The organism is Phenylobacterium sp. (assembly GCF_041913825.1).
GTDB lineage: Bacteria > Pseudomonadota > Alphaproteobacteria > Caulobacterales > Caulobacteraceae > Phenylobacterium.
This window is the reverse complement of the sequence record NZ_JAYSEO010000016.1, coordinates 34,234-59,667: the sequence shown is the minus strand read 5'-3', so window position 1 is coordinate 59,667 and position 25,434 is coordinate 34,234. Positions and strand designations below refer to the sequence as shown.

Here is a 25,434-nt window from a genome sequence, read left to right as displayed (position 1 = left end):
CTCCAAGGGCTTGTTGGTGCGCGGCGGCTCATTCCATGCCGACCGATGACGCGCGGCTCGCCACACGATCGGCGCCCCGCCAGGCCTCCGCCTGGGCCTGGTACCAGGCGACCACGCCCGGGTTCTCGATCCCGTCGACATTGATCACCTTCGCCAACGGCCACCCCTGGAACAGCCGCTTCACGGGAAGCTCCTGCTTCTTGCCCGACAGGGTGCGGGGAACGCCCGGAGCCTGGATGAAGGCGTCGGGCACGAACCGCGGCGACAGCGCATCCCGGATCGCCCCGGCCATCGCCGCCTGCAGCCCCTCGTCGACCGCTCGCCCGGCGGAGGGGACCACGAACATCAGGAGCCGGCTCCCGCCCTGCCCGTCCTCGAGGTCGATCACCAGGCTGTCGGCCACCTCCGGCAGTCGCTCGACGGCGGCGTAGAGTTCCGCCGTACCCATGCGAAGGCCGTTCCGGTTGATGGTGGCGTCGCTTCGCCCGCTGATCGAGCAGGTCCCGTCCGGCTCGATCTGCAGCCAGTCGCCGTGCCGCCACACGCCGGGCCACTCGCCGAAGTACGAGGCCCGGTACCGCTGGCCGTCCGCGTCGCCCCAGAAGAACAGCGGCATGCTCGGGAAGGGGCGTGTGCAGACGAGCTCGCCGACCCGACCGACGACCGGGCGGCCATCCTCGTCCCAGGCCTCGACGGCGGCGCCGAGATGTCGGCACTGCAGCCTGCCCGGCGCGGACGGCAGCTCCCGGTTCCCGGAGAGGAAGGCGGCGGCGATGTCGGTGCCGCCCGAGATGTTGCACCACCAGATGTCGCGCCGGCCGAGCTGCGCGAACGCCTGGCTGCCCCAGGCCTCCACCTCGGCGGGCAAGGGCGAGCCGGTGCTGCCCAGCGCTCGGATGGCCCCCAGGTCGCCGGACTCGGCCAGCGACAGGCCTGCCTTGCGGCAGCTCATGAAGAAGGCCGCCCCGGCGCCGAACCAGGTCACCCGGCGCCGGGCGGCGAAGCGCCAGAGGGTTCCCCAGTCGGCCGACTGTCGTGCCCCGCCCGGAGATCCGTCGAACAGGCAGATGGTGGTCCCGCTCAGAAGCCCCCCGACCTGCACGTTCCACATCACCCAGCCCGTCGAGCTGTACCAGTGGAAGCGCTCGCCGAAGGTGTTCGGCGCGTAACTTGGGCCGAGGTCGAGATGCAGGGCGCCGGCGCAGCCGGCGAGCACCACGCCGCCATGACCATGGACGATCGCCTTCGGCAGGCCGGTCGTACCGCTGGAATAGAGGATCCACAGGGGGTGATCGAAGGGCAGCCACTCCGGCTCGAAGGCGGCGACCTCGTCGTCGTCCCGCGCCTGGGCGGACAGGAGGTCGATCGCCTCGTCCACCGGGTGGTCGCCATATCCGGTGCGGAGCACCAGGACGGCCTGCAGGCTGGGTAGGCCGCGGCGGATCTCCCGCACCACCGCGCTGCGGTCGCGCGGCCGGCCGCCATAGTGGACGCCGTCCACGGCGATGAGCGCCTTCGGCGTCACCTGCCGGAAGCGGTCGAGCACGGCGGGCGTGCCCATGTCCGGCGAGCAGAGCGTCCAGATCGCCCCCAGGCTGGCGCAGGCCAGCAGGGCGACCACGGCCTCCGGGGCGTTCGGCAGGTAGGCCGCAACCCGGTCCCCGCGCCCGACGCCGGCCCGCCGGAGTTCTAGCGCCAGGGAGGCGGTCCGCCGCCGGAGCTCGCGCCAGCCGACCTCCGCCACCCGCCCGCGCTCGTCTTCGGCGATGATAGCGGGCTGCCCAGCCGCCTCCGCCGCCTCGGCGTGGCGGAAGACCTGACGGGCGTAATTGACCTGCGCGCCTTCGAACCACACCGCGCCCGGCATGCCCCCGCGCAGGACCGCCGCATAGGGCGTAGGCGATTGCAGCGCGCCATAGGCCCAAAGGCTCTCCCAGAACCGCTCGAGCTCGGTGGTCGACCAGGTCCACAGCTCCGCGTAGTCGCGGAACCGCAGCCCGTAGGTTTCGGCCAGCCACGTCCGATAGAGGGCGAACTGGGGTGTATTGTCGGCCCTGTCGCGGCTTTGCATGGCGAGGTCCTGTGAAGCGTCCGGCGGACAGCGGCGGGCGAGGAGGTGCGGGCGCGGGTCGCCCCGCACCCGCACGAGCGGCCCCCGACCGGGGGGCCGAAGCTCAGCCGGGAGGTCGCTGAGCCGTGTCGTCGGCCGTCAGAACTGGTGACTGAGGGTGACCCCATACATCCGGGGCAGGCCCAGCGAGCCGGTTACCGCGGCGTTGGCGCCGGATCCGGCCGAGCCCTGGCTGACGTACCGCTTGTCCGTGGCGTTCCGGACCCAGGCCAGCAACGCCCAGGCGCGGTCCCGCGAGGCGAGTTCGAGGGAGCCGTTCAGCAGCCCGTAGGCGCCCTGGGAATTTTGCGGATTGTTGTAGATGTCGAAGTAGGTCCGGCTCTGCCACTTGTAGTCGGCCCGCGCCGTCAGGTTCAGCCGATCCGACACCGGCACGGTGTACTGGGCCGAGACGTTGTACTGCCAGCGTGGCGCCTGGGTAAGGGTATTGCCCTCCAACTGCACGGCGCCGGCGGGCAACGGCTGGCCGTCACGGCTCACCCCGACGCACGACGGCGACGTGGGCGCGGTCGGGTACAGCGGGTCGTTGTTGCAGAAGAAGCCGAACTCGGCGTCCAGCCAGGTCAGGGCGCCGGTGAGCCGCAGGCCGCTGATCGGTGTCGCCTCGGCCTCGAACTCCACGCCTTTGATGGTGGCGGCGGTCGAGTTCTCCACCCGTGGGAAGCGCACCTGGGTGGCCTCGTTCAGCCGGAACACCGTCTGCTGGAGGTTGGTGCAGTCGGCGTAGAAGCCGGTTAGGCCCATGCGCAGCCGGCGATCGAGCATCATCGCCTTCAGCCCGACCTCGTAGTTCCAGACATACTCCGGATTGAACCGGTTCACGGGCAGGCTGACGTCGCCGAGCGTGTTGAAGCCGCCGGATTTGAAGCCCCGCGAGACACTGGCGTAGACCAGGGTCTCGTCGGTGGGCGTGTAGTCGAGCACGAAGCGGGGGGTGAAGGCGCTGAACTTGCCGGAGTCCGAGGTCAGGCGGGCTGCGCCGCCGACCGAGGAGTCCATCTGGTAGGACTTGTCGTCGGTGGTGTGCCGCGCCCCCACCGTGGCCCGAAGCTTGTCGGTGATCTGGTACCGGAACTGTGCGTAGGCGGCGTAGGAGTCCAGCCTCTCTTCCGGCAGGTAGACCAGGTAGTTCCGGAACGTCGCGAGGCTCAGGTAGAGGGGCTCGCTGGACTCTCCGCGCATGTAGAAGGCGCCGGCGACGAGGTCGGCCCTGGACCCCAGGTCGGCGGTCAGGGTGAGTTCCTGCGTCACCTGCCGGGCATAGATGCCGATCAGGTCGAACCGAGAGGTGTTGGCGGGCGTCGCGTCGACATCCAGGTCGGTCAGGTCGATCTCGTGATCGATGAAGCCCGTGGTGGAGGTCAGGGTGACATCCGGGGTGATGGCCCAGGTCGCCACGGCGGTGGCGCGGAGGCTTTCCACGTCCCGGCGGTTCGGCTCGTTGAAGTAGAAGGTGAGGTTCTCCGGGTCGTTCCGCGGGTAGATGTAGCCGGGGGTTTCCGGGACCGTGGGGCGGGCCGGGTCGGCGCGCCCGAGGATCTGGGCAAAGCCCGGATCGCTGCGGTCGCGGGTATAGTCGACGAGGCCTCGAAGGCTGAAGGTGTCGGTCGGGGTGAACAGCAGTTGGCCGCGCACCTCGGCGATGTCGGTGTCGTCGTTGCGCTTGCCGAGGAAGGCGTTGTTCAGCCAGCCGTCGGCCTCCTCGCGCTGGAACGACAGCCGGCCGGCGAGCTGGTCCGAGAACGCGCGGTTGAGGTGCCCGCGGACGCCCACGCGGGACCGGTTGCCGACGGTGACGCTGAGGCTGCCGTCGTTGTCCGGCGTCGGCCCCTTGCTGTTGATGTTGATCGCGCCGCCCGTGGCGTTGCGGCCGGCGATGGTGCCCTGCGGCCCGCGCAGCACCTCCACCCGCTCGATGTCCAGGAAGGCCGGGTTCATCATGAAGTGGTTGAGCAGCGGCACGCCGTCCAGCGACACGGTCACGCCCGACTGGCTGCCGATGTCCTGGCCGGCCTGGCCGATGCCGCGCATGGCGATGAAGACGTTGGTGGAGCGGGTGCCGAACTGGAGGCTGGGCGTGAGCTGGACGAGGTCGCCCACCTCCTTCGCGCCGGCCCTCTGCAGCGTGGCGTCGGAGATCGCCGTGATGGCGATGGGGATGTTCTGCAGGCCCTCGGCGCGCTTCTCGGCGGTGACGACCACCTCCTCCAGGGCGGCCTCGTTGGCCCGCGCCTGGGCAAGCGCCGCGGCCGGCAGGGCCACGCTGGTCAGCAGGGCGGCGACCCCGAGCGGCAGCCCACGAGCACGGCGGATCACATAGCGGTTCATTGCACCCTCCCTTCGATCGCAAGATCGTTTCAGCCCGGAATCTGAAGCTCCGGCGCCTGGACTTGGCGGCGGATCGGGCGGTGACTCAATCGCCGGCCTGACAGCGTGATTTGGCGTAAGTGACCATCCGCGCGCCTAGGAGACGCGCCGCTCGCTCAACACGGCCGTGGCGCTGGCCAGCCGGGCGGCGTCGGCCACGTAGCGGGCCCGGTAGGTCGAGGGAGTCATCCCGGCCCAGGCGGAGAACTGCCGGGTGAAGCTGCCTGGGTCGCTGAAGCCGAGGGTCAGGCCGATCTCGGTGATGGGGATGTCGCTGGCCAGCAGGTAGGCGCCCGCCAACTCGCCACGCAGACGGGTCCGGATATCCTGGAAGCACTCGCCCTCCTGGAAGAGGTCGCGGCGAAGGCGGCGGACGCCGGTGCCGAGCCGGGCGGCGACATCCTCCAGGCTCGGAGACCACTCGCCCATCCTGTGGAGCTCCAGCAGCGCCTGCTGGGTTCGCTCCCGCCAGCCCGGCCTCCCCCCCGGTGTGTCGAACCAGTCAGGCTCGCCGGCGTAGTAGGCCTCGTAATCCTTGAGTGCGCGGTGCGCCAATGGCGCCGACAGGTCTCTCCAGTCGTAGGACAGCATGTCGACGGCGGCGTCGAACCTCACCGGGCAGCGGAACACCGCGAACGGGTCGAAGCCGTTCTCCTGGACGGGCCGCGGCCCCTGGATGGACAGGCCACGCAGCGCCAGCGGGCGGCCGATGAGCCAACTGAAGAAGTGGTAGATCCAGAGGAAGCGAATCCAGACCAGGACCTGCCGGTCGACCCCCTGCACCGTGTGGTATTCACAGGTGTGCTGCAGGCCGGTCCCGTGGACTTCGGTCACCGCCGGGCCGGCCTCGGCCGACATGGCGTTGGTGAACCGGATGCTCACCCTGAGCGCCTCGCCGAAGGTGGGGCAGCTCATCAGCGAGATGATCCGCTCGGCCTCGAGCGCCAGTCGGCACCCATGGGCGAAGAAGCCGAGATAAACGTCGTCGAGCGAAAACTGGACCTGGCGCACCAGGCGGACCAGGGCCCGCCCATCAATCTCCCTCGTGCGGACGCCGTAAACTGCGGGGTCGATGGCCGCACGCCGCAGGATGTCCGCGGGGTCCTTTCCGCGCAGGACCGCCCCCTCCAGCAGAGCGCGGACCGCCTGCCCGTCGAGTCCGCAGCCCGATGGTGTCACGCCCGGCATGCGCGCAGCCCTCATCCGCCCCGTCCTGCTACGGCGTGGCGGCAGCGAGCGCGTCCGCCCGGCGATGGGCATGCAGCCACGACACGCAGATGAGCGACACGAGGCACGTGGCCGCCATGTAGGCCGCCACCGTCAGGCTCTCACCGGACGCCGCGAACAGGGCGGTGGCGATCATCGGGGCGAAGCCGCCGCCCAGAAGGACCCCCACCTGGTAGCCCAGGGATGCCCCCGAATACCGGACTTCCGTGGAGAACAGCTCCGCGAACAGCGCCGCCTGCGGCCCGTACATCATGGCGACGCAGCACAGGCCGACCGCGATCGCGGCGCCGACGCCCATCGGCGTGCCGGCCTCCAGCAGCGGGAAGAAGGCGAAGGCCCACAGGCCGGTCGTCAGGCAGCCAAGCCGGAACAGGCCATACCGGCCGAACCGGTCCGACGCGGCGGCCACCAGGATCAGCGCCGGGATCATGCACAGGCTGCCGAACATCACCCCGCCCAGCATCAGCTCGCGCGACAGGCCGAGTTCCGCCGTCCCGTAGGAGATCACCCAGGTGATGATCACGTAGAAGCAGGCGTTGCTGGCGATGAAGGCCCCGCCTGCCAGCAGGATCCGGCGCCAACTGGACACGATCACCTGCAGGATCGGCGAGCGTCGCGCAGCCAGGCCGGGGGCGGCGGGCGCACGCTGCGCCGCCGCCGCGATGAACTCGCGCGACTCCTGGATGCGCGTGTGGACGAAGAGCGCCAGCCCGACCACCACGACGCTGAGCAGGAACGGGATCCGCCAGCCCCAGGCCTCGAAGGCGGCCCGGTCCATCAGGCCGTCCGAGAGGATGAAGGCGACATTGGCCAGGATCACGCCCGCCGGCACGCCGATCTGCACGAAGCTGCCGAACAGGCCGCGCTTGCCCTCCGGCGCGTTTTCGATCGCGATCAGCGCGGCCGCGCCCCACTGGCCGCCGACGGCGAACCCCTGCGCGAAGCGAAGCAGGATCAGCATCAGCGGCGCCCACACGCCTGCGGTGGCGTAGGTCGGCAGCAGGCCGACCAGCAGGGTCGACACCCCCATGATCAGCAGCGCCACCACCAGGGTCGCCTTGCGCCCGTGCAGATCGCCGAAGTGCCCGAACACCACCCCGCCCAGAGGCCGGGCGATGAAGCCGACGGCGAAGGTGCTGAAGGCCGCGAGCTGCGCCACGAGGGGCGTGAGGTCAGGCGAGAAGAAGATGCGCGGGAACACCAGGGCGGCCGCCGTCCCGTAGACGAAGAAGTCGTACCACTCCACGCCGGCCGCGACGGAGGAGGTCATCGCCAGATTGACGGTCGAGCCGCGCGGCGGCGTGGCGGTGGAACGGCTCATGTCTTCTTCCCTGCCCTTGGGCCGATCTGCGCCGGCTGACGCGGGAGGATAGGAAGAAGCCGCGCTGCAATTTGAGGTCTCTGCCGGACACATATATGTCTTTTCCGGACAAACAGGAGCACGGCGTGGCGAGCGGCACGAGCGGGGATCTGGGATCGGACGGCTCGGCGGGGGAACTCCCGCCTGCCGGCCGGCCGCTCCGGCGCCCCCTCACCAACCAGAAGATCTTCGCGCCCTACAAGATCGCCACGCTCATCGACGCGGTGACGGCGCACGGCCTGACGCCGGAGGCGGTTCTCGCGGGTGTCGACCTCAGTCTCGCGGAGGTCCGGGACCCCAACACGCTCACCTCCATCCGGCAGTACCTCGCCGCCGGGGAGAACGTCGTGCGATCCGGAGTGGGCCTGGGGGTGGCCTACGAGGTCGGAGCCCGGCTGCACCTCTCCGCCTACGGCATGTACGGCTACGCCCTGATGTGCTCGCCGACCATGCGGGACTTCTTCGACTTCGCCGTCCGCTACCACCCGCTGGCGACCCCCGTCCAGCAGTTGGGGTGGCGGCAGGCCGACGGCACGGCGATCTGGACCTTCACCGAGATCTACGGCGATCTGATGAGCCGCGATCTGCGCGACTTCCTGCTTCGCCAGCAGATGATGATGACCACGACGCACATGCGCGACGTCCTGGGCCCCGACACCCGCCCGATCCGGGCCGCCTTCGGTCTGGCGGACGTCCGCGGGTCGGCGTCGGACGAGGCGGCGCTCGGCTGCCCGTGCGCGTTCGGCCAGCCCGCTCACGAACTACACTATCCGGCGAGTGTCCTCGACCGCGCCCCGGAGCTCGCCAACCGCCTGACCCGGGCCATGTTGGAGGACACCTGCGACCGGCTGGTGGGCCAGGCCAAGATGACTTCGGGCATCGCCGGCGACGTCTACCAGCTGCTGATGCTCGCGCCGAACCGCTTCCCGACGATGCCGGCGGTCGCCCAACGCCTGGGGATGACCGAGCGGACGCTGCGTCGGCGCCTCCACGAAGCCGGCCACGCCTATGCGGACATCGTCGACGACGTGCGCCGGTCGCTGACGCTGGAGTATCTCACCACCACGCGTATCAGCGCCGACGACATCGCGTGGAAGGTCGGGTTCAGCGACAGCTCCAATCTGAGGCGCGCCGTCAAGCGCTGGACCGGCAGGACCTTCGCCGAAGTCCGCCGCGGCTAGGCCTCGCGCCCGCAAGGCGGAGAGCCGAGCAGGAGGGCAAAGCGCCGCCGGACCCACGCCCACCGCCATCTCCCGGCGGAACGGATCGCTTCAGCGCTGCCGTAGGCCGTCCACGAAGACGTCGACAATGCGCAGCGCGGCAGCCTGCCAGTCGCCTGCCCCGTCCGTATAGAAGACGCCGACAAGCGTCCGGAGCAGGTCGTCGGCCGAGATATCGGGGCGCAGGTCCCCTGACATCACGCCCCGGTCGAGCAGTTGCGCGAGGGCGGCGCTGAGCCGCTCGAAGGAATAGGCCTTGAGGTCCGACCTGAAGGCCGCGAGCTGAAGGGCCTCGATCATGCCGCGCTTGGTCGCGGCCAGGCGGACATGGGCGTGCAGCCACTGGCGCAAGGCCTCGACGGGGGCCGCCTGCTGCGCAAGCTGTTCGGCCAAGTCGCCGAGATGGTCCACCTCGCGCCGGTACACCGCCTCGAACAGCGCCTCGCGGGTCGGGAAGTGGCGGTAGAGGGTCCCGATCCCGAGTCCCGCCTCGCGCGCGATAGCCTCGAGACTGGCCTGAGGCCGTCCGGTCCCGAACACCCGCGTCGCCGCTTCGATCAGTCGCTCGCGGTTGCGGGCGGCGTCGGAACGGGGTCCGCGACTGACCTTCGCCTTGTCGCGCTCCATTCGATCCGTCCACCCCTTGCTAAACGGAGGCATCCTCCGTATAACCTCATTCGCCGGCCGCGAGCCTCGCCCGGGTCGGTTTGCAAAACCCATCTACGGTTAGCCCCGCCGGCGCGTCCAGCACGCCAGCGGCCAGCGCATCTTCACAATCCAACGCCGGAGCGGAGTCCCATGTCGCTCACTGTCCACCTGACGATCAACGGCGGACTCCGCCGCGTCGAGCTCGACGATCCGCGCACCACCCTTCTCGACCTCCTTCGTGAACGGCTCGGCCTGACGGGGGCGAAGAAGGGCTGTGACCGGGGCCAGTGCGGGGCCTGCACCGTCCTCGTCGACGGGCGGCGCATAAACGCTTGCCTGGCGCTCGCCGCCAGCCTGGACGGGGCCGAGGTCACCACCATCGAAGGCCTCGCCGAGGGCGGTCGCCTGCACCCGGTGCAGGCCGCCTTCATCGCCCACGACGGCTTCCAGTGCGGCTTCTGCACGCCCGGCCAGATCATGAGCGCCGTCGGCCTGATCGCCGAGGGGCACGCCGGAGACGACCCCGAGCGCGTCCGGGAGCTGATGAGCGGCAATCTCTGCCGGTGCGCCGCCTACCGGGGCATCACCGAAGCCGTGCTGGAGGCCCAGGGCGTCCTCGCCGGGCAGGCGCAGGAGACCGCCGCGTGAACCGCTTCGAATACGTCCGCCCCACCACCATCGCCGCGGCCGTCGCCGCAGCGGAGCAGCCTGGCTCCGCCTACCTGGCGGCCGGCACCAACCTCCTGGACCTCATGAAGGTGGGCGTCGCCCGCCCGGAGCGACTGATCGACATCACACGACTTCCCGGGATGAACGCGATCACCTGGAGCCAGGATGGCGGGGTTCGCGTCGGCGCCCTCGTGCGCAATGCGGACCTGGCCTACGACGCCCGCTTCCAGGCTGCGTTCCCGGCCATCGCGGAGGCCCTGCTCTCCGGCGCCTCGCCGCAACTGCGCAACGTCGCGACCATGGCCGGCAACCTGCTGCAGCGGACGCGCTGCCCCTACTTCCAGGATACGGCCAGCGCGTGCAATCGGCGCGCTGCCGGTTCCGGCTGCGACGCGCGCGGCGGCGAAAACCGCCTGCATGCGGTGCTGGGCTGGAGCGAGCACTGCATCGCCACCCACGCGTCCGACGTCTGCGTCCCGCTGGCCGCATCCGACGCCGTGGTCGAGGTCCAGGGTCCGGGCGGGCCGCGCGAGATCGCCTTTGAAGCGCTGCACCTCCTGCCGGGCGACACGCCTCACGTGGAAACCGCGCTCCGGCCCGGAGAACTCATCGTCGCGGTGCGCCTGCCGGCCGAGGCCGCGGCGGTGGCGCCTCACGCGCGCTATCTCAAGGTGCGCGAGCGCACCTCCTACGCCTTCGCCGTCGTCTCGGCGGCCGCCGGACTCGAGCTGGAGGCCGGCGTCGTCCGGACCGCCAGGGTGGCGCTGGGGGGCGTGGCCGCGAAGCCCTGGCGCGCCAGGGCCGCGGAAGCGATCCTCGCAGGGGCCGAGCCCTCGGCGGAGGTCTTCGCCCGCGCCGCCGAGGCCGCCCTCATGGACGCGCGGCCGTCCGGCGACAACGCCTTCAAGATCGAACTCGCCCGCCGGACCGTCGTGCGCGTCCTCGAGCAGGCGCTGGCGGGAACGCCGTCTGTCATGCCGGCCCTGCCCGCCTCGCCGTTCGCCCCCAGCTCGGGAGCCACCCATGCCGCCTGAAACCCCCTCGGCGCTCGCGCCCTATCGCCGCCACGGCTCCAACGCCGGGCAGCCGATCACCCGCCGCGACGGCGAGCTCAAGGTGACCGGCCGGGCGACCTACGCGGCGGACAACCGCCCGGAGGGACTGCTCCATGCGGTCACCGCGGTGAGCCGGATCGCCCGCGGCCGGGTGGCCTTCCTGGATGTCGCCGCCGCCAAGGCCCATCCTGGCGTCGTGGAGGTGTACACGCCAGCCAACCGGCCGCCGCTGGCGCAGGACCCGGACGGCAAGCTTAGCCCGTTCGACTTCCGGATCGAGGCGCTGCAGGACGACACGGTGCGCTACGTCAACCAGCCCATCGCGCTGGTGGTGGCCGAGACCCTGGAAGCCGCGACGGAAGGGGCGGCCCTGCTCGCACCGCGGTACGAGGCGATGCCGGCCCGGACCGGCGCCGACGACGGCCAACTCTACGAACCCGAGAGCTCCGGCTTCGGAATGCCGGCGAGGACCGCCTACGGCGACCTCGAGGCGGCGCTCGGCGCGTCCGATCAGGTCGTGTCGGTGGAGGTCGACACCCCCACCCAGTTCCACAACGCCATGGAGCCCCATGCGGTCGTCGCGGCCTGGGACGGTGATCACCTGACCCTCGACATGCCGAGCCAGGCGCTGGTGATGGGCCGTCAGCTCTACGCCGCCTACCTGGGCGTCCCGGCCGAGAACGTGTTGATCCGATCGCCCTTCCTGGGCGGCGGCTTCGGATCGAAGGGCTTTCTCACGGGACCCCAGTTGCTGGCCATACTGGCCGCCCGCGACCTGCGACGCCCGGTGAAGCTCGCGCTCACGCGGGCCCAGATGTATGGCCCGGTCGGCCACCGAGGCCGCACCTGGCAGAGCCTTCGCCTGGGGCTGGACGCCGAGGGGCGGCTTACCGCGCTCGGCCACCGGTCGCTGTCGGTGACCTCCAGTTTCGAGGATTTCCTCGAGCCGGCCGCGAACGCGTCGCTGCACCTCTACGCCAGCCCCGCAATCCAGGCCGAGACCACGGGCCTGCGGCTCGACATCGGCACGCCCGGCCCCATGCGGGCGCCTGGGGAGGCGTCCGGCTCCGCGGCGCTGGAGATCGCCATCGACGCGGCGGCCGAGGCCTGCGGCATGGACCCGCTCGAGTTCAGGCTCCGCAACTATGCCGACACCGAGCCGGGCGCCGGCCGGCCCTATTCGTCGAAGGCGCTGCGCGAGTGCTACGCCGAAGGTGCGAAGGCCTTCGGTTGGGCGGACCGGCCCCTGCAGCCACGCACCATGCGGGACGAGAACGGCCTGCTGGTCGGCTGGGGCATGGGCACCGCGCTCTTCCCCTGCCCCCACTTCCCTGCGGAGGCGCGCGCCACCTTGCGGGCCGACGGCACGGCGCTGGTCGAGACGGCCGGCGCCGACATGGGTCAGGGCGCCTGGACGGCGCTCGCGCAGATCGCGGCCGAGGCGCTCGGCCTGGACCTGGACCGGGTGGAACTCCACTCCGGCGTGTCCAGCCTTCCGGACGGCGGCATGGCGGGCGGCTCCGGGCACACCGCCAGCGCCGGGCTGGCGCTGCACAACGCCGGCCTGGACGCCATCGCCCGTCTGGCGGACCTGGCGAGCGGCGACCCGGCCTCGCCGCTTTACGGCGCCGGCAACATCGGCGTGGTGGCCCGCGCCGGACGCCTGCATCGCCGCGACGACGAATCCCGCAGCGAGAGCTACGTCGAGATCCTGGCGCGGGCCGGGCGCGACGTGGTCGTGGGCTCCGGGCGCATGGCGCGCGACGAGGAGGCGGCGCAGACCTGGGCGATGTACTCGCACGGCGCCGTCTTCGCGGAGGTAAAGGTCGACCCCGACCTGGGCCAGGTGCGCTGCACGCGCCTCGTCGGCGCCTTCGCCGCCGGCCGGATCATCAATCCGCGACTGGTGCGCAGCCAGTACTATGGCGGGATGATCTGGGGCCTGTCCTTCGCCCTCCTGGAAGAGGCGCGGACCGATCGCCGGACCGGGCGGATCATGAACGCCGACCTGGCGGAGTACCATGTGCCCGTCAACGCCGACGTCCCTTCGGTCGACGCGATCCTGGTCCCCGAGGAGGACGCCTACGTCAATCCGCTGGGCGTCAAGGGGGTGGGCGAGATCGGCGTCACCGGCACCGTGGGCGCGATCGCCAATGCGGTCTGGCACGCCACCGGCGTCCGCATCCGCCGCTTCCCCATCCGGATCGAGGATCTGCTCACCGGCCTGCCTTGAGAGTTCCCCGAGCCTCCGCCTGAGGCCAAGCCGGGTCGGCCCGGTGTTACTCGCCGGGCGAAGCGGCGCAGGGGCCTAGCCCGGCGCCTCAGAAGCGGTAGGTGGCCGTGACGCCCAGGTGGCGCGGGGCGGTGGGGTAGGGCTGGGGCGTGGCGCCGGTGGTGGCGGCGGTCGGCTTGTGGCTGTCCAGCAGGTTCTCCACGTAGGCGCCGAGCCGCCAGGCGTCGCGCCCCGCGGTGGCGCGGAGGTTCACCAGCCACAGGTCCCCCAGCGACGTGTCGTTGGCTGCGCCGGGGCGGAACGTGCTGTGCGAGCGCCCGACGTAGGCGACATCGGCGCGAAGCAGCAGGTCCAGGGCGCCGAAGGGCGGCGGCCGATACTCCCCCCATAGGTTGAAGGCGAGGCGCGGAACGAAGGGCAGCCGGTCTCCCGCCGAGCCAAGGCCGATCGCCTCCGCGGCCGCCTGGTCGTCCACGAGCTCGGCGCGGCTGAGGTTGAGGTTCACGCCCGCCCGGCCGGCCTCGAAGGCGACGGCCGCGTCGAGTTCGAACCCGTCGATTTGCGCCCGCCCGACGTTGGTGATGAACCCGAAGGCCCCGTTGGCGCTCGTGGCGCTGAACTGCATGTTCCGCCAGTCCACGCGGTAGGCGGCGGCGTTCAGGCTGGCGCGGTTGTCGGGCGAGGCCATCTTCACCCCGGCCTCGTAGTTCCACACGCTGTCGGCCTCGTAGGCCGCGAGCGCCGGCGGAAGCTCCGGCACGGTGTTGATCCCGCCGGGGCGGAAACCCTGCGAGGCCTGCGCGTAGGCGAGGAGCGAAGGCCCGATCCGGCGGCTCGCCAGCACCTTGAGGCTCCAGCCATCCTCGTCCGCTTCGGTCTCGAAATTGGCGTTGGTCGTGTTCGAGATCACGTTCGCGACGAGGACCTGTCCGACCGTCCGCCGCTCGTAGTCGAACCGGCGGGCGCCGATGGTGAGGCTGGTGGCGCGGTCGGCCCCGATCGTCGCCTCGCCGTAGATCGCCCGCTGGCGCAACGCGTTGGCCACCAGCCGACGGCCGGTGTAGCCGAGGTCCGGCCGGGGCCGGCCGGTGGCGGCGTCCGCCACCAGCACCTGGCTGTCGATGGTGTCCTCGCGCGCCTCGCGGAAGACGCCAACGGTCCAGGCGGTGAAGCCAGACCCCGCCGACTGCAGGCGCAGCTCCTGGACCTGCGCCTGCATGCTGTCCGGCTGGTTGAGCATGCCCGGCGCGCGATCGTCGACGTAGGCGGAATAGGCGGCGAGCATGTCCGCGCCGCAGGCCGCGCCGGCGAAGTAGCGCGCACAAGCCGTCCCGCTCGTCCGTTCGGCGAGGAGCACGCCCGTGTAGTCGCTCTGCCGCGTGGTCCGCCAGTCGTAGACCGCGGCGTTGGCGGTGACCTCGATCCGCCGGGACAGCAGGCGCAGTTGCGCCTGGTGGAGGGCGAGCCGGCTGCGGAACTCGGTCCGCACCGGATTCAGCGACACCAATGGCGCGCCTTCCCGGGCGCCGGCCGCCGTGTCCTCGAAGTCCGACACCTGGACCGCGGAGGTCAGGCTGAGCCGCAAGGACGAGGCGGGTTCTGCGGCCACGCCCAGCCGGACGCCACGGATCTGGCTCCCGTTGACGTCGGACAGCGCCAGCCGCCGGTTGTCGATGTAGCCGGGCTCCTCGCGCCGATAGACGGTGAGGCGCGCGGCGGCGCGCCCCTTCGGCAGCGGCGCGTTCAGGACGCCGACGGCGGTGTGACCCACCCCACCGTCCGCCTGCTCCACCTCGCCCGTGACCTCGGCTCCGGCCTCGACGAGGTTCGGCCGCCGGAACATGACCCTCAGCGCCCCGCCCATGGCGCCTGCGCCGTAGAGGGTCCCTTGCGGTCCCCGGAGGACCTCAATCCGGTCCAGGTCGACGAGCAGCAGCTCGGGGGCCCCGGCGCCCGGATCCGCGGTGGTGCCGCTGGGGCCGGTCACGGGGACTTCGTCGTAGTAGAGCGCCGTGGTGGCCTCGCCCGAGGCATGCACGCCGCGCAGGCTGATCCGGTGGCGGCCTGCGCCTACCGCGACGTAGTTGAATCCCGGCACGAGAGCGCTCGCCTCGCCGAAGGTCGTGACGCCAGCCTGGGTGAGCTCCTCGCCCGGCAGGGCGCGGACGGACATCGGCGTGAGCTGCTCCAGCGTCGGCCGGCGGGTCGCGGTCACGACCAGCACATCGAGGGTGGACGACGGCGCGGCGGTGCCGGGCGCCTCCGCCGCCTTGCGCTCGATCAGCAGCCGCCCGTGAGCCTCGCGCCAGGTGAGCCCGGTGCCGCTCAGAAGTTCGGCGAGCGCCGCGGCGGGCGACCGCGCGCCCCGGACGCCGCCCGTGCGCGCGCCGGCCACCAGACCGGGCTGGAAGAGGATGTCCTGGTCGGCCTGCTCCGAAAACGCAGTCAGCGCCTCTTCGAGGGGCGCGCCCGCGGCGATGTTGAAGTAAGGCGTCCGGTCCGCGGCGCGGGCGGCCTGGCCCGCAAGGGCGGCGACGGCCGCCGCCACGACGGCAGCGCGTCGGCGCCGCGCGCGTCCGCCCCTCGTGGTGTCCTCCCCTTGGTTCACCGAGCTTGGATAGTCGGGCTCGGGCGTGCTGGCCATAGGGGCATGGGTCGCCCCCAAGGGAATGCCGGGGGCGCCATTTTCGAGAGCAGCGGGGCGCGCGGGGGGGCGGGGCGTGAAACCGCAGTTGACCGATCGGTCCGGACACCGATTGACTGCGGCTGTTGTAGCCGTGGGGGGACGGTATTGGCGTGGCGTGACACGACGGAGGATTTCCGTGAAGGCGGGCTCATGGCCGCCGCCATCGGCTACCGGGAGGCGCTGAAGGCTTATTTCCGCCGGCGTGTGGACGGGCACGAGATCGACGATCTGGTGCAGGACGTGCTGTTTCGGATCCACAACCGCCGCGCCACGGAAGCGGTGCGCAATCCCAGCAGCTTCATCTTCCAGACCGCGGCCAACGTGCTGCAGGATCGGCGGCGCCGCGACGCCGCCCGCCGCACGCGGGCCCACGGTCCGCTGGACGACGCGTTCCATCCGCCGGACGAGCTCTCCCCCGACCGGGTCTACCAGGCCAAGCAGGACGTCTCCGTCGCCCTCGCCGCCCTGAACGAACTGCAGCCCCGCACCCGGGCCGCCCTGATGCTGGTCCGCTTCGAGGGCTTGAGCTACAAGGCCGCGGCTTCGGCGCTCGGCATTTCGGTCAGCGCCGTCGAGAAGCACGTGGTCAAGGCGCTGCAAGTGATCTCCAGCCGTCTGCAAGACGTCGATGAATGATGATCGGGGGCAGGACGCTGCCGCTGCCGAAGCGGAGGCCGCGTCGTGGCTCGTCCGCCTGCAGAGCCGGCCCGACGCAGAGACGCATGCCGCCTTCGAGGCCTGGCTGAGCGGAGCTCCCGAGCGCGCGGCGGCCTGGGCGAAGGTCAATGGCGCCTGGGCGCGCCTGGGCGGGATGAAGGACGCGCCGGAGATCGCCGCGGCGCGGGCCGGACTGCGCGCCGAGCTTTCGGCTGCGCGCCGGGGGGCGCTCCCCCGCTGGGCGTCGGCGGCCGCGGCGGCCGTGGTTCTGAGCATCGCGGGCGTTCTGGGCTACGGCGCCTGGGCTCCGGCGCACCGGGACGCCTCCTCCCCGGCCGAGGTCGGCGGCGTCGTCTACCGCACCGCCGTCGGCGGACGGCAGACGGTGACCCTGGCCGACGGCTCGGTGCTGGTGCTCAACACCGACAGCCAAGTGCGGGTGGCCCCATTCGGGACGCAGCGCGCCGTCGAGTTGGTTCGCGGCGAGACCTACTTCCAGGTGGCCAAGGATCCCGGGCGGCCGTTCATCGTCACCGCTCCGGGCGGAACAGTCACGGCGCTGGGGACGGCGTTCAGCGTTCGGTCGGAGCCGCAGCGGTGGTCCGTCAGCCTGGTGGAAGGGCGGGTGCGCGTCCGCGGGGACGGCGCGGCGGTCGAACTGGCCCCCGGGGACCAGCTCCTTCAGGAGGGCCGCAACCCATGGCGGATCGTGCGCACGGACGTCTCCGAAATGGCGCCCTGGCGCGATGGCCGGCTGGTCTTCCACGACCGGCCGCTGGCCGAGATCGTCGGTGAGATGAACCGCTACTCGCGCATCAAGCTGACCATCGCAGATCCCCGCCTTGCCGCGGCGCCGCTCAGCGGCCGCTTCCGCACGGGCGACGTGGAAGGCTTCGTCGAAAGCCTCGAGGCCTACGGTCTCGCCCGGGCCGAGCGGCGCTCCGCCACCGCCATCGAACTTCACGCGCCCGCGGGCTGAGGATTTCGCCACCGCCTGCGTCTTGAGCAGGTCAGCCGGCGCGGCTCGCCGGCGGTTGCGGAGGACCCCATGAAGTCGATCTCGAACGCGGTGGGCGCAGGCGCGCTCTGCCTCGCTGCGTGGACGGCCGCCGCCGCGGCGGCGGCTGCGCCGCTGTCGCCGGCCGACCAGCGCGCCGTCATCGCGGCGGTGGACGCCGCCACGCCCAAGATGAACGACGCGGCCCTGAAGATCTGGAGCTACGCCGAGCTGGGCTACCTGGAGACCAAGAGCTCGGGCCTGTTGCAGTCGCAACTGAAATCCGCCGGCTTCACGGTCCGCGCCGGCGTCGCCGACGAGCCCACCGGCTTCGTCGCCAGCTTCCGGAACGGCCCGGGGCCGGTGGTCGCCATCCTGGCGGAGTTCGATGCGCTGCCCGGACTGTCCCAGGCCGCCGCGCCGACCAAGCAGCCGATCGCCGGCAACGACAATGGCCATGGCTGCGGCCACAACCTGTTCGGCGCCGCCTCGGTGGCCAGCGCGATCGCGCTGAAGCAGTGGATGGTGGCCAACAAGATCGGCGGCGAGGTGCGCGTCTACGGCACCCCGGCCGAAGAAGGCGGCTCTGGCAAGGTCTACATGGTCCGCGACGGCCTGTTCAAAGACGTGGACGTGACGCTGCACTGGCACCCCGGGAACGCCAACTCGGCGCGCCAGGGGACCTCGATGGCCAACATCAGCGGCAAGTTCCGCTTCCGGGGGCAGTCGGCCCACGCGGCGGGCGCGCCCTGGGCGGCCCGCTCCGCGCTGGACGCCGTCGAGATCATGAACGTCTCGACCAACTACCTGCGCGAGCACATTCCCGACCGGACGCGGATCCACTACGTCGTGACGAACGGCGGCAAGGCGCCCAACGTCGTGCCGGACTTCGCCGAGGTCTACTACTACGTCCGCAACGCAAATCCGAAGATCGTCGTCGACGTCATGGACAAGGTGAAGCGCGCCGCCGACGGCGCGGCGATGATCACCGGCACCACCGTCGAGTTCGAGCAGACCGGAGGCGTCTACAACCTCCTGCCGAACGACGCGCTGGGGAAGGTCATGCAGGAGTCGCTCGAAACCGTGGGCGGAATCTCCTGGACGGCCGAGGAGACCGCCTTCGCGCGCGAACTCGCGAAGAGCTTGCCCAACGGCGGCGGCGACCTGAGCTCGGTCTCCCGTGTGGTTCCATATCAGCCCGCCAGCCTCGACGGCGACCTCGCCGGCGGGTCCACGGACGTCGCGGACGTGAGCTGGGTGACGCCGACGGTCGGCCTCTCCACCGCCACCTTCGTGCCCGGCTCGGCCGGCCATAGCTGGCAGAACGTCGCCGCGGGCGGCATGACCATCGGCCTCAAGGGGGCCCAGACCGCGGCCAAGACGCTGGCGCTCACCGGCGCGCGGGTCCTGACCGATCCGGAGCTGGTCGCCGCCGCCAAGGCCGAACTGGCCGAGCGGCGCGGGTCGGATTTCACCTACAAGGCCTTGGTCGGGGACAGGAAGCCGCCGCTCGACTACCGCAAGGCGGCGGGCGCCGAATGACGGCGGCGCGGCTCCGGCCGCGCGGTCGCTGCTGTGGGAAGTCGCAGCGCGTGCGTCTTGGTTCGTGCGGCCGCTCAGGCCGCGGGGTTCATATTGAGGGAATGGGGATGCGGTCCTATGCAATGAGCAGCGCGGCGATGGCGCTGGTCCTGATGTTCGGCGGCGCGGCGCAGGCCGCGACGATCACCTCGCCCAAGGAGGCGTTCGCGCAGGAGCCCGGGACCGACTACTTCCTGGCGGACTACACGGCCTACGAGGCCTATCTGAAGACGCTGGCCGGACAGTCCGACCGCATGAAGCTGGTGGACTTCGGCAAGTCCGAAGAGGGGCGCACGCAGTGGGCCGCCATCGTCAGCTCGCCCAAGAACCTCGCCAACCTCGACCGCTACCGGACCATCGCCCGCCGCCTTGCCAAGGCGGAAGGCCTGACGCCGGAGGACGCCAGGAAGCTGGCAGCCGAGGGCAAGGCCGTGGTCTGGATCGACGCCGGCCTGCACGCCACGGAGACGGTGACCTCGCAGGGCCAGATCCAGGCGCTCTACCGCATGCTGACCCAGGACGATCCGGAGACGCTCCGCATCCTGGACGACGTGATCATCCTCTTCGCCCACGACAACCCGGACGGCATGGAGCTGGTCTCCGACTGGTACATGCGCAAGTCGGATCCCAAGGCGCGCGAGTTCAACTCGATCCCGCGGCTGTACCAGAAGTACATCGGCCACGATAACAACCGCGACAGCTACATGTCGCAGATGGCGGAGACCACCAACGTCAACCGGATGCTGTTCCGGGAGTGGTACCCGCAGATCATCTTCAACCAACACCAGACCGGCCCGACGGGGATGATCGTCTTCGTCCCGCCGTTCCGCGACCCGTTCAACTACAACTACGACCCGCTGGTCATGACCACGCTCCAGGAGGTGGGCATGGCCATGCACAGCCGGCTGGTCGCCGAGGACAAGCCGGGCTCGGGCGCCCGCAGCGCCGCGCCGTACTCCACCTGGCACAACGGGATGGAGCGCTCGATCGCCTACTTCCACAACTCGGTCGGGCTGCTGACCGAGATCATCGGCGGCCCGACGCCGAGCGAGGTGAAGCTGCTGCCCGACGTGCAGCTCCCCAGCAACGACCGTCCCGACCCGATCGCCCCGCAGGCCTGGCACCTGCGGCAGACGATCGAATACCAGTGGAGCCTGAACCGGGCGGTGATGGACTACGCCTCGCGCAACCGCGAGCGGCTGCTGTTCAACATCTACAAGATGGGCGCCGACAGCATCGCCCGGGGCTCGAAGGACTCGTGGACCGTCACCCCGGCCAAGATCGACGAGCTGAAGGCGGTGGCCAAGGCCGAGGGCAAGGAAGCCAAGTCGACCGATCGCTGGGAGCGGGGCACCGTGGACAGCGGCCTCTACAAGGCGGTCCTGCAGAAGCCTGAGGACCGCGATCCCCGCGGCTACATCATCCCCGCCGACCAGGCCGACCTGCCGACAGCCGTGGATTTCGTGAACGCGCTGGTGAAGGCCGGCGTCGACGTCCAGCGCGCGACGAAGCCGTTCAAGGTGGGCGGCAAGTCGTATCCGGCCGGCTCTTACGTGGTGAAGACCGCCCAGGCCTACCGGCCGCACATCCTCGACATGTTCGAGCCGCAGGACCACCCGCACGACCTGCAGTATCCGGGCGGACCGCCTGTCCCGCCCTACGACATCACCGGCTACACCCTGGCCTACCAGATGGGCGTCCAGTTCGACCGCGTCCTGGAAGGCTTCGACGGCCCGTTCGAGGCCGTGCCCGACCTGATCGCGCCGCCTCCGGGCCGCATCCAGGGATCGGGCCGCGCCGGCTGGCTGATCAGCCATGCGCCGAACCGCAGCTTCACGCTCACCAACCGGCTGCTCAAGGCCGGCCAGCCGGTGTTCTGGCTGAAGTCCGACGCCAAGGCGGGCGGTAAGACCTTCGGCCCGGGCGCCATCTGGGTGCCGGCCTCGCCGGCCGCCAAGGCCGTGCTGGACCAGGGCGTGAAGGAGCTGGGCGTCGACGCCTGGGCCGTGAGCGCCAAGCCGCCCGCCCAGGCCCTGGCCCTCAAGCCGATCCGCGTGGGCCTGGTGGACATCTATGGCGGCTCGATGCCCTCGGGTTGGACCCGCTGGCTCCTCGAGCGCTACGAGGCCCCGTTCCAGGTGGTCTATCCGCAGCGCCTGGACGCGGGCGACCTGGCCAAGGACTTCGACGTCCTGGTCTTCCCCGAAGGCGTCACCCCGGTCGCCGAAGGGGGCGCCTTCCACGGCCGCAGCGAGTTCCGCCAGCCCAAGGCCGAGGATATCCCGGCCGAGTACCACGGCTGGCTGGGATCGATCAGCAAGGCCAAGACCGTGCCGCAGCTCAAGGCCTTCCTGGAGCAGGGCGGCTCGGTGGTGACGGTGGGCTCGTCCGGCAGCCTCGCCCTGGACCTCGGGGCGCCCCTTGAGGTGGCGGTGACCAAGACCGAGGACGGCAAGGTCAAGGCGCTGTCCGGCCGGGAGTTCTACATCCCGGGCTCGGTCCTCCGCGCCAAGGTCGATCCGCGCCAGCCGCTGGCCTACGGAATGCCGGCCGAGGTCGACATGTTCTTCGATGAGGCGCCCACCTACCGCGTCACCACCACGGCTGGCGCGTCGAAGGTCTCCTGGTTCGACGGCAAGAAGCTGCTGCGCAGTGGCTGGGCCCTGGGTCAGGAGCGGCTGGACGGCTCCACCGCCATCGTCGACGTCGACGTGGGCAAGGGGAAGCTGTTCGTGATGGGGCCCGAGGTGAACCACCGCGCCCAGTCCTACGGGACCTTCAAGTTCCTGTTCAACGGGCTGCTCTACGGCCCCGCGGTCGCCGCGACCCGGTAGGCTTCGTAGAGACCGGGGGCGCGGCCATCCCCTGCCGCGCCCCCTTCCTTTCGTCCCAGGGCGTCGGTCGTTCGGCCGGCGCCTTTTTGCTGCGCACGGCGGCCCTGCCAAAAAAGCGCCGGCTCCGTGGGGGCGGAGCCGGCGCCGGCGAGTCCTAGCCGTGTTGCGGACGTCTAGAACCGCTTGCGGACGCCCACGTAATAGGAGCGGCCGATCATGTCGTAGTTCTGGGCGTCATAGGTGCCCTCGGTGTCGCCCACCTGCGGCGGAGCCTTGTCGAGCAGGTTCGTCACGCCGAAGCGCAGGTCGGCCTCCCACGGCAGCTTCACCCGGCCGTTCAGGTCGAAGACGTCGTACGACTTCACGCCCCGCGCGGTGCTGGTGGGGGTCACCACCCGGGCCGAGGCGCTCATGGCGCTGAGGTGCCGCCAGCGCAGGCCCAGGCTCGCCGGTCCGTAGGTGTAGGTGGCCGAGGTGGCGACCTTCCATTCCGGGTGCGCGGTGCCCGCGTTGGATTCGACGCCCGTGCCGATCGTGCCGGCGTAGTCGTAGGTCGGCGCCCCGGGCAGGGACTGCACCTTGAACTGGTCCAGGTAGCCGACGGCGACATTGACCGCGAGCGTGCCGTAGTCGCCGAGGCCCAGGTCCTCGGCGTTCAGCGTCCAGTCGAACTGGAAGTCGACGCCCGAGACCTCGAACTGGCCGAGGTTCAGCAGCGGCTGCACCGGATTGGTCGGAACGCCGTTGGTCGGGTTCCGGGTCATCAGCCGGCAGTAGTAGTTGTTCGGGTCGTAGTTCGGATTGTTGCCGCCGGAGTTGAAGCAGAACTGGATGGCGTTGGCGATCGACAGGCTGCCGACCGCGTCCTTCACCTTGATGCTGTACCAGTCCACCGAGGCCGACATGCGGCTGAGCAGCGGGTGGTCGAACGGCGACTGCACGACAGCGCCGATCGAGTAGGTGTCGGCTGTCTCTTCCTCGAGGTCGGGGTTGCCGCCGGTCAGGGCGAACACCTGGGCGGTGCCGAGCTGGTAGCTGTCGATGATCGCCGTCGGCACGCCCTGGGCCAGGCAGAGCTGCCGGACCTGGGCGCCGTTGGAACCCAGGCGGTACGACGACCGGACGTCGCAGGGATCGCCGTTGGTCGTGGTGGCCGAGGGGTTGCCGATGGCCACGCTGCCGGTCGAGATCGGGGCGTAGAGTTCCCCGACGCTCGGGGCGCGGACCGCGCGGTTGTAGCCGCCGCGCAGCCGCAGCCCCTCCACCACCTGCCAGTCGAAGTCGGCCTTATAGGTCTGGATGGCGCCGACCGAGCTGTAGTCCGAGAAGCGGTAGCCGAGGTCGAGGTTGAGTTCCTTGACGAACGGCAGGTCCGCCAGCACCGGCACCAGAAGTTCGCCGTAGAGCTCGTAGGTGTCCACCGAGCCTTCGGCGTCCCGCAGCACGCTGTAGCCCAGCACGTCGCTGGTCCCGTCGGGCTGGTTGAGCTGGCTGTCGGCCGTGAAGGTGTACTCGTTGGCGCGATACCCCGCGCCGATGGCGAAGCGGACTTCGCCGGCCGGCAGGTCGAACGCGCCGCCCTGCAGGTTGATCTCGGCCATCCGCTGTTCCAGCTCGTTCTGGTTCAGCGTGCGGCGGGTGATGTACTCGATGCACCCGGCCGAGGGCGTGAGGTTGCCGAACGGATTGAACCCGCCGGCGCAGAACTCCGTGCCGCCCGTCGGGCTGTTCAGCAGGCGGGCGACGGCGCTGGCGCTGGCCCCGCCCAGTTGCTCATTGTCGAACTTGGCGCGGCTGTAGGCGGCGTAGGCGTCCCAGGTCCAGTCGGCGATGCCGACCTTGCCCGAGAGGCCGCCCACGAGCTGGTAGACGTTGTACTTGTAGCTCTGGATCCGCGGCCCGAGGATGTTGAAGGCCTTGTAGAAGGTGAAGTTGGCGTTCGGCTGCGGCCGCGAGGCCAGGATGGTCCGCAGGTCGTCCGGGATGAACGGGTTGGTGCTGGGGACGGTGAGGCCGTAGACATTGGAAGCCAGCGTCGGGTTGGTGATCCCCACGGACTCGTAGTCGGTGAAGCTGAACTGCGCGAAGCCCCGGATGTCGTCGGTGAAGTCGTAGTCGAGCTTGCCGAACACCGAGTAGCGGTCGAGGTCCGACTGCAGCGAGCCGCCCGAATAGCCGAAGTTCACCTGCTGGGCGGTGCCCGCGGCGTTGGTGTTGACGATATAGGCTTCGTCGGTCTCGGGGTCCCGGAAGTTGAGGACGGGCACGCCCGCGGTGGAGAACAGCGTCTGGTCGGTGTTAAAGCCGATCTGGCCGGTGTAGCGGCCCGCGGCGTTGCCGGTGAGCGGCCGGGTGCCGTACTCGCCCACGAACACGCTGTTCACCGCCGCCAGCGTCGGCAGGTTCGCGCCGAACAGGACCGTGCCCTGCGGAATGGTCGACAGGCCGGGCGTGGACTGGCGGAAGATGTAGTAGTCGCGCGAGCCCTGCAGCGCGCGGTCGCGGTTGGTGTAGTCCACCGACAGCAGCGCACGGCCGCGATCGTCGGCGAAGCTGGAACCGCCCATCACCGACACCCGGAACGACTCGCCGTCGCCGCGCTCGGAGATCCCGTACTGGGTGTCGAGGACAACGCCTTCGAGGTTGCGCCGGAGGCGGAAGTTGACGACCCCCGCCGTGGCGTCCGAGCCGTACACCGTCGAGGCGCCGCCGGTGATGACCTCGACGTTCTCGATCAGGGCCTCGGGGATGATGTTCAGGTCGACCGAGCCGTCCGGGTTGGAGGGCTGCAGCCGACGGCCGTCGAGCAGGATCAGGGTCCGCTTGGCGCCGAGACCGCGGAGGCTGGCGTAGGACTGGCCGCCGTTCAGGCCCGTGCTGGTGCTGCCGGTGTTGCCCTGGCCGAACGAGCCGGTGAACTGCGGCATCTGCGAGAGCGACTTCTCCACCGTCACCTGGCCGGTGTTCTCGATGGCCGCCTGGCCCACCGAAACGATCGGGCTGTTGGCGACGTAGTCGGGGCGGCTGATGCGCGAGCCGGTGACCACCACCTCCTCGACCGCCGACTCCGGTTCGGCGGTCTGGGCCTGCGCGGCGCCCGCGAGAAGGGCGCCGTAGGCGCAGCCGCCCGCCATCAGCAACCTGAAGGACTTCGCTCTCATATCCGATCATTCCCCGCTGTTCTTGCGGGCGCACCCCTCGCGCGCCCGAACCCAAGACGCAGGCCGGGAGTGAATCCACAGCACGGGGGGCACGCGCCGCCGCCGCGGGCGAAATGGTCGCAGTGGGCCCGCCGGTCGTCGTCGGCCGCGCCGGCTACGCCTCGGCAGGCTCGCGGGGGGCGGCGGTGCGAGCGGGGAGCTTCAGGCGCTCCTCGGCCTCGCGGACCACCGCCATGGTGCGGGGCAGGCTCTGCGGATTGATGCTGATCGTGTCGACGCCGAGCTCGTCAGGAAGGCCGCGATCTCCGGATAGGTCGCGGGCGCCTCGCCGCAGATGCCCACGTGCCGACCATTGCGGTGCGCGCCGGTCACCGCCTGGCGGAGCATTTCCAGCACGCCCGGGCCCCGCGCCTCAGACCGTACGCCGCCATCGCCGCCTTGCGGCCGATCAAATCGTAGGCCGGCTCGGGCCCCGGAGGGCGCGACGACGCTGCGCTTGCTGGCGGCGAAGCTATGGCGATATCGTCCCGGCGCGTCGGGGGCGATCCACCATCAGGACGACCAAGCCGCGGAGCTGCCGCATCGGCCGGCCCCGCCGCGCGCCGACG

The 25,434-nt window shown here is 70.8% G+C and carries 16 protein-coding genes; 8 read left to right on the top strand and 8 right to left on the bottom strand.

Translation table 11 applies throughout. The annotated features are described in order from the left end of the window. Positions 1-28 precede the first annotated feature (28 nt). From ACE3Q8_RS14645 to ACE3Q8_RS14630, 4 genes are all read right to left on the bottom strand, one after another. Positions 29-2,071: an acetoacetate--CoA ligase gene (locus ACE3Q8_RS14645; RefSeq protein ID WP_374471023.1), complete on the bottom strand. Its 2,043-nt coding sequence runs from the start codon at positions 2,069-2,071 to the stop codon at positions 29-31. A gap of 138 nt (positions 2,072-2,209) precedes the next feature. Next, the gene (locus ACE3Q8_RS14640) at positions 2,210-4,459 is read right to left on the bottom strand and encodes a TonB-dependent receptor (protein WP_374471022.1); all 2,250 of its coding nucleotides are present in this window, start codon (positions 4,457-4,459) and stop codon (positions 2,210-2,212) included. Positions 4,460-4,594: 135 nt separating this feature from the next. After that, positions 4,595-5,686, bottom strand: a complete 1,092-nt coding sequence (locus ACE3Q8_RS14635) for an AraC family transcriptional regulator ligand-binding domain-containing protein (protein WP_374471021.1) — start codon at positions 5,684-5,686, stop codon at positions 4,595-4,597. A gap of 28 nt (positions 5,687-5,714) precedes the next feature. After that, a complete protein-coding gene (locus ACE3Q8_RS14630; RefSeq protein WP_374471020.1) occupies positions 5,715-7,046 on the bottom strand; it encodes an MFS transporter in 1,332 nt (443 codons plus the stop codon). Positions 7,047-7,171: 125 nt separating this feature from the next. On the opposite strand from ACE3Q8_RS14630, the gene ACE3Q8_RS14625 reads away from it, so the two are divergent. Continuing rightward, positions 7,172-8,266, top strand: a complete 1,095-nt coding sequence (locus ACE3Q8_RS14625; RefSeq protein WP_374471019.1) for an AraC family transcriptional regulator — start codon at positions 7,172-7,174, stop codon at positions 8,264-8,266. A gap of 90 nt (positions 8,267-8,356) precedes the next feature. On the opposite strand, the gene ACE3Q8_RS14620 is transcribed toward ACE3Q8_RS14625, so the two are convergent. Continuing rightward, a complete protein-coding gene (locus tag ACE3Q8_RS14620) occupies positions 8,357-8,932 on the bottom strand; it encodes a TetR/AcrR family transcriptional regulator (RefSeq protein WP_374471018.1) in 576 nt (191 codons plus the stop codon). 171 nt (positions 8,933-9,103) lie between these two features. Between ACE3Q8_RS14620 and ACE3Q8_RS14615 the strand changes: the two genes are divergently transcribed. The 3 genes from ACE3Q8_RS14615 to ACE3Q8_RS14605 are packed head-to-tail and all read left to right on the top strand — an operon-like array spanning position 9,104 to position 12,910. Beyond that, positions 9,104-9,601: a (2Fe-2S)-binding protein gene (locus tag ACE3Q8_RS14615; protein WP_374471017.1), complete on the top strand. Its 498-nt coding sequence runs from the start codon at positions 9,104-9,106 to the stop codon at positions 9,599-9,601. Further along, positions 9,598-10,656 carry a xanthine dehydrogenase family protein subunit M gene (locus tag ACE3Q8_RS14610; protein ID WP_374471016.1) on the top strand — a complete coding sequence of 353 codons (1,059 nt, stop codon included), beginning with the start codon at positions 9,598-9,600 and terminating at the stop codon, positions 10,654-10,656. Before ACE3Q8_RS14615 ends, ACE3Q8_RS14610 begins: the two co-directional genes overlap by 4 nt. Beyond that, entirely contained in the window at positions 10,646-12,910 is a 2,265-nt protein-coding gene (locus tag ACE3Q8_RS14605) for a xanthine dehydrogenase family protein molybdopterin-binding subunit (protein WP_374471015.1), read from the top strand. Before ACE3Q8_RS14610 ends, ACE3Q8_RS14605 begins: the two co-directional genes overlap by 11 nt. An 88-nt stretch (positions 12,911-12,998) precedes the next feature. Here ACE3Q8_RS14605 and ACE3Q8_RS14600 read toward each other — a convergent pair whose 3' ends face one another. Beyond that, a complete protein-coding gene (locus tag ACE3Q8_RS14600) occupies positions 12,999-15,458 on the bottom strand; it encodes a TonB-dependent receptor domain-containing protein (protein ID WP_374471014.1) in 2,460 nt (819 codons plus the stop codon). Between the two features lie 288 nt (positions 15,459-15,746). On the opposite strand from ACE3Q8_RS14600, the gene ACE3Q8_RS14595 reads away from it, so the two are divergent. The 4 genes from ACE3Q8_RS14595 (at position 15,747) to ACE3Q8_RS14580 (ending at position 21,665) form a co-directional block, all read left to right on the top strand. Further along, positions 15,747-16,232 (top strand): RNA polymerase sigma factor, encoded by a 486-nt coding sequence (locus ACE3Q8_RS14595; RefSeq protein WP_374471013.1) that lies wholly within the window; start codon positions 15,747-15,749, stop codon positions 16,230-16,232. Continuing rightward, the gene (locus ACE3Q8_RS14590) at positions 16,225-17,232 is read left to right on the top strand and encodes a FecR domain-containing protein (RefSeq protein WP_374471012.1); all 1,008 of its coding nucleotides are present in this window, start codon (positions 16,225-16,227) and stop codon (positions 17,230-17,232) included. Before ACE3Q8_RS14595 ends, ACE3Q8_RS14590 begins: the two co-directional genes overlap by 8 nt. Before the next feature lie 69 nt (positions 17,233-17,301). Further along, positions 17,302-18,792 carry an amidohydrolase gene (locus ACE3Q8_RS14585; RefSeq protein WP_374471011.1) on the top strand — a complete coding sequence of 497 codons (1,491 nt, stop codon included), beginning with the start codon at positions 17,302-17,304 and terminating at the stop codon, positions 18,790-18,792. Between the two features lie 107 nt (positions 18,793-18,899). Then, positions 18,900-21,665: a M14 metallopeptidase family protein gene (locus tag ACE3Q8_RS14580; protein ID WP_374471010.1), complete on the top strand. Its 2,766-nt coding sequence runs from the start codon at positions 18,900-18,902 to the stop codon at positions 21,663-21,665. Positions 21,666-21,838: 173 nt separating this feature from the next. Here the strand turns inward: ACE3Q8_RS14580 and ACE3Q8_RS14575 are convergent, their stop codons facing one another. Beyond that, positions 21,839-24,826: a TonB-dependent receptor domain-containing protein gene (locus ACE3Q8_RS14575; RefSeq protein ID WP_374471009.1), complete on the bottom strand. Its 2,988-nt coding sequence runs from the start codon at positions 24,824-24,826 to the stop codon at positions 21,839-21,841. A 201-nt stretch (positions 24,827-25,027) separates the two neighbouring features. Next, a complete protein-coding gene (locus ACE3Q8_RS14570) occupies positions 25,028-25,213 on the bottom strand; it encodes a hypothetical protein (protein ID WP_374471071.1) in 186 nt (61 codons plus the stop codon). Between the last annotated feature and the right edge of the window lie 221 nt (positions 25,214-25,434).

Coding starts and splice junctions, on each gene's coding strand:
- ACE3Q8_RS14645 (WP_374471023.1), bottom strand. CDS start 2,071: ATGCAAAGCCGCGACAGGGCCGACAATACACCCCAGTTCGCCCTCTAT.
- ACE3Q8_RS14640 (WP_374471022.1), bottom strand. CDS start 4,459: ATGAACCGCTATGTGATCCGCCGTGCTCGTGGGCTGCCGCTCGGGGTC.
- ACE3Q8_RS14635 (WP_374471021.1), bottom strand. CDS start 5,686: ATGCCGGGCGTGACACCATCGGGCTGCGGACTCGACGGGCAGGCGGTC.
- ACE3Q8_RS14630 (WP_374471020.1), bottom strand. CDS start 7,046: ATGAGCCGTTCCACCGCCACGCCGCCGCGCGGCTCGACCGTCAATCTG.
- ACE3Q8_RS14620 (WP_374471018.1), bottom strand. CDS start 8,932: ATGGAGCGCGACAAGGCGAAGGTCAGTCGCGGACCCCGTTCCGACGCC.
- ACE3Q8_RS14615 (WP_374471017.1), top strand. CDS start 9,104: ATGTCGCTCACTGTCCACCTGACGATCAACGGCGGACTCCGCCGCGTC.
- ACE3Q8_RS14605 (WP_374471015.1), top strand. CDS start 10,646: ATGCCGCCTGAAACCCCCTCGGCGCTCGCGCCCTATCGCCGCCACGGC.
- ACE3Q8_RS14595 (WP_374471013.1), top strand. CDS start 15,747: ATGGCCGCCGCCATCGGCTACCGGGAGGCGCTGAAGGCTTATTTCCGC.
- ACE3Q8_RS14590 (WP_374471012.1), top strand. CDS start 16,225: ATGAATGATGATCGGGGGCAGGACGCTGCCGCTGCCGAAGCGGAGGCC.
- ACE3Q8_RS14585 (WP_374471011.1), top strand. CDS start 17,302: ATGAAGTCGATCTCGAACGCGGTGGGCGCAGGCGCGCTCTGCCTCGCT.
- ACE3Q8_RS14580 (WP_374471010.1), top strand. CDS start 18,900: ATGCGGTCCTATGCAATGAGCAGCGCGGCGATGGCGCTGGTCCTGATG.
- ACE3Q8_RS14575 (WP_374471009.1), bottom strand. CDS start 24,826: ATGAGAGCGAAGTCCTTCAGGTTGCTGATGGCGGGCGGCTGCGCCTAC.
- ACE3Q8_RS14570 (WP_374471071.1), bottom strand. CDS start 25,213: ATGCTCCGCCAGGCGGTGACCGGCGCGCACCGCAATGGTCGGCACGTG.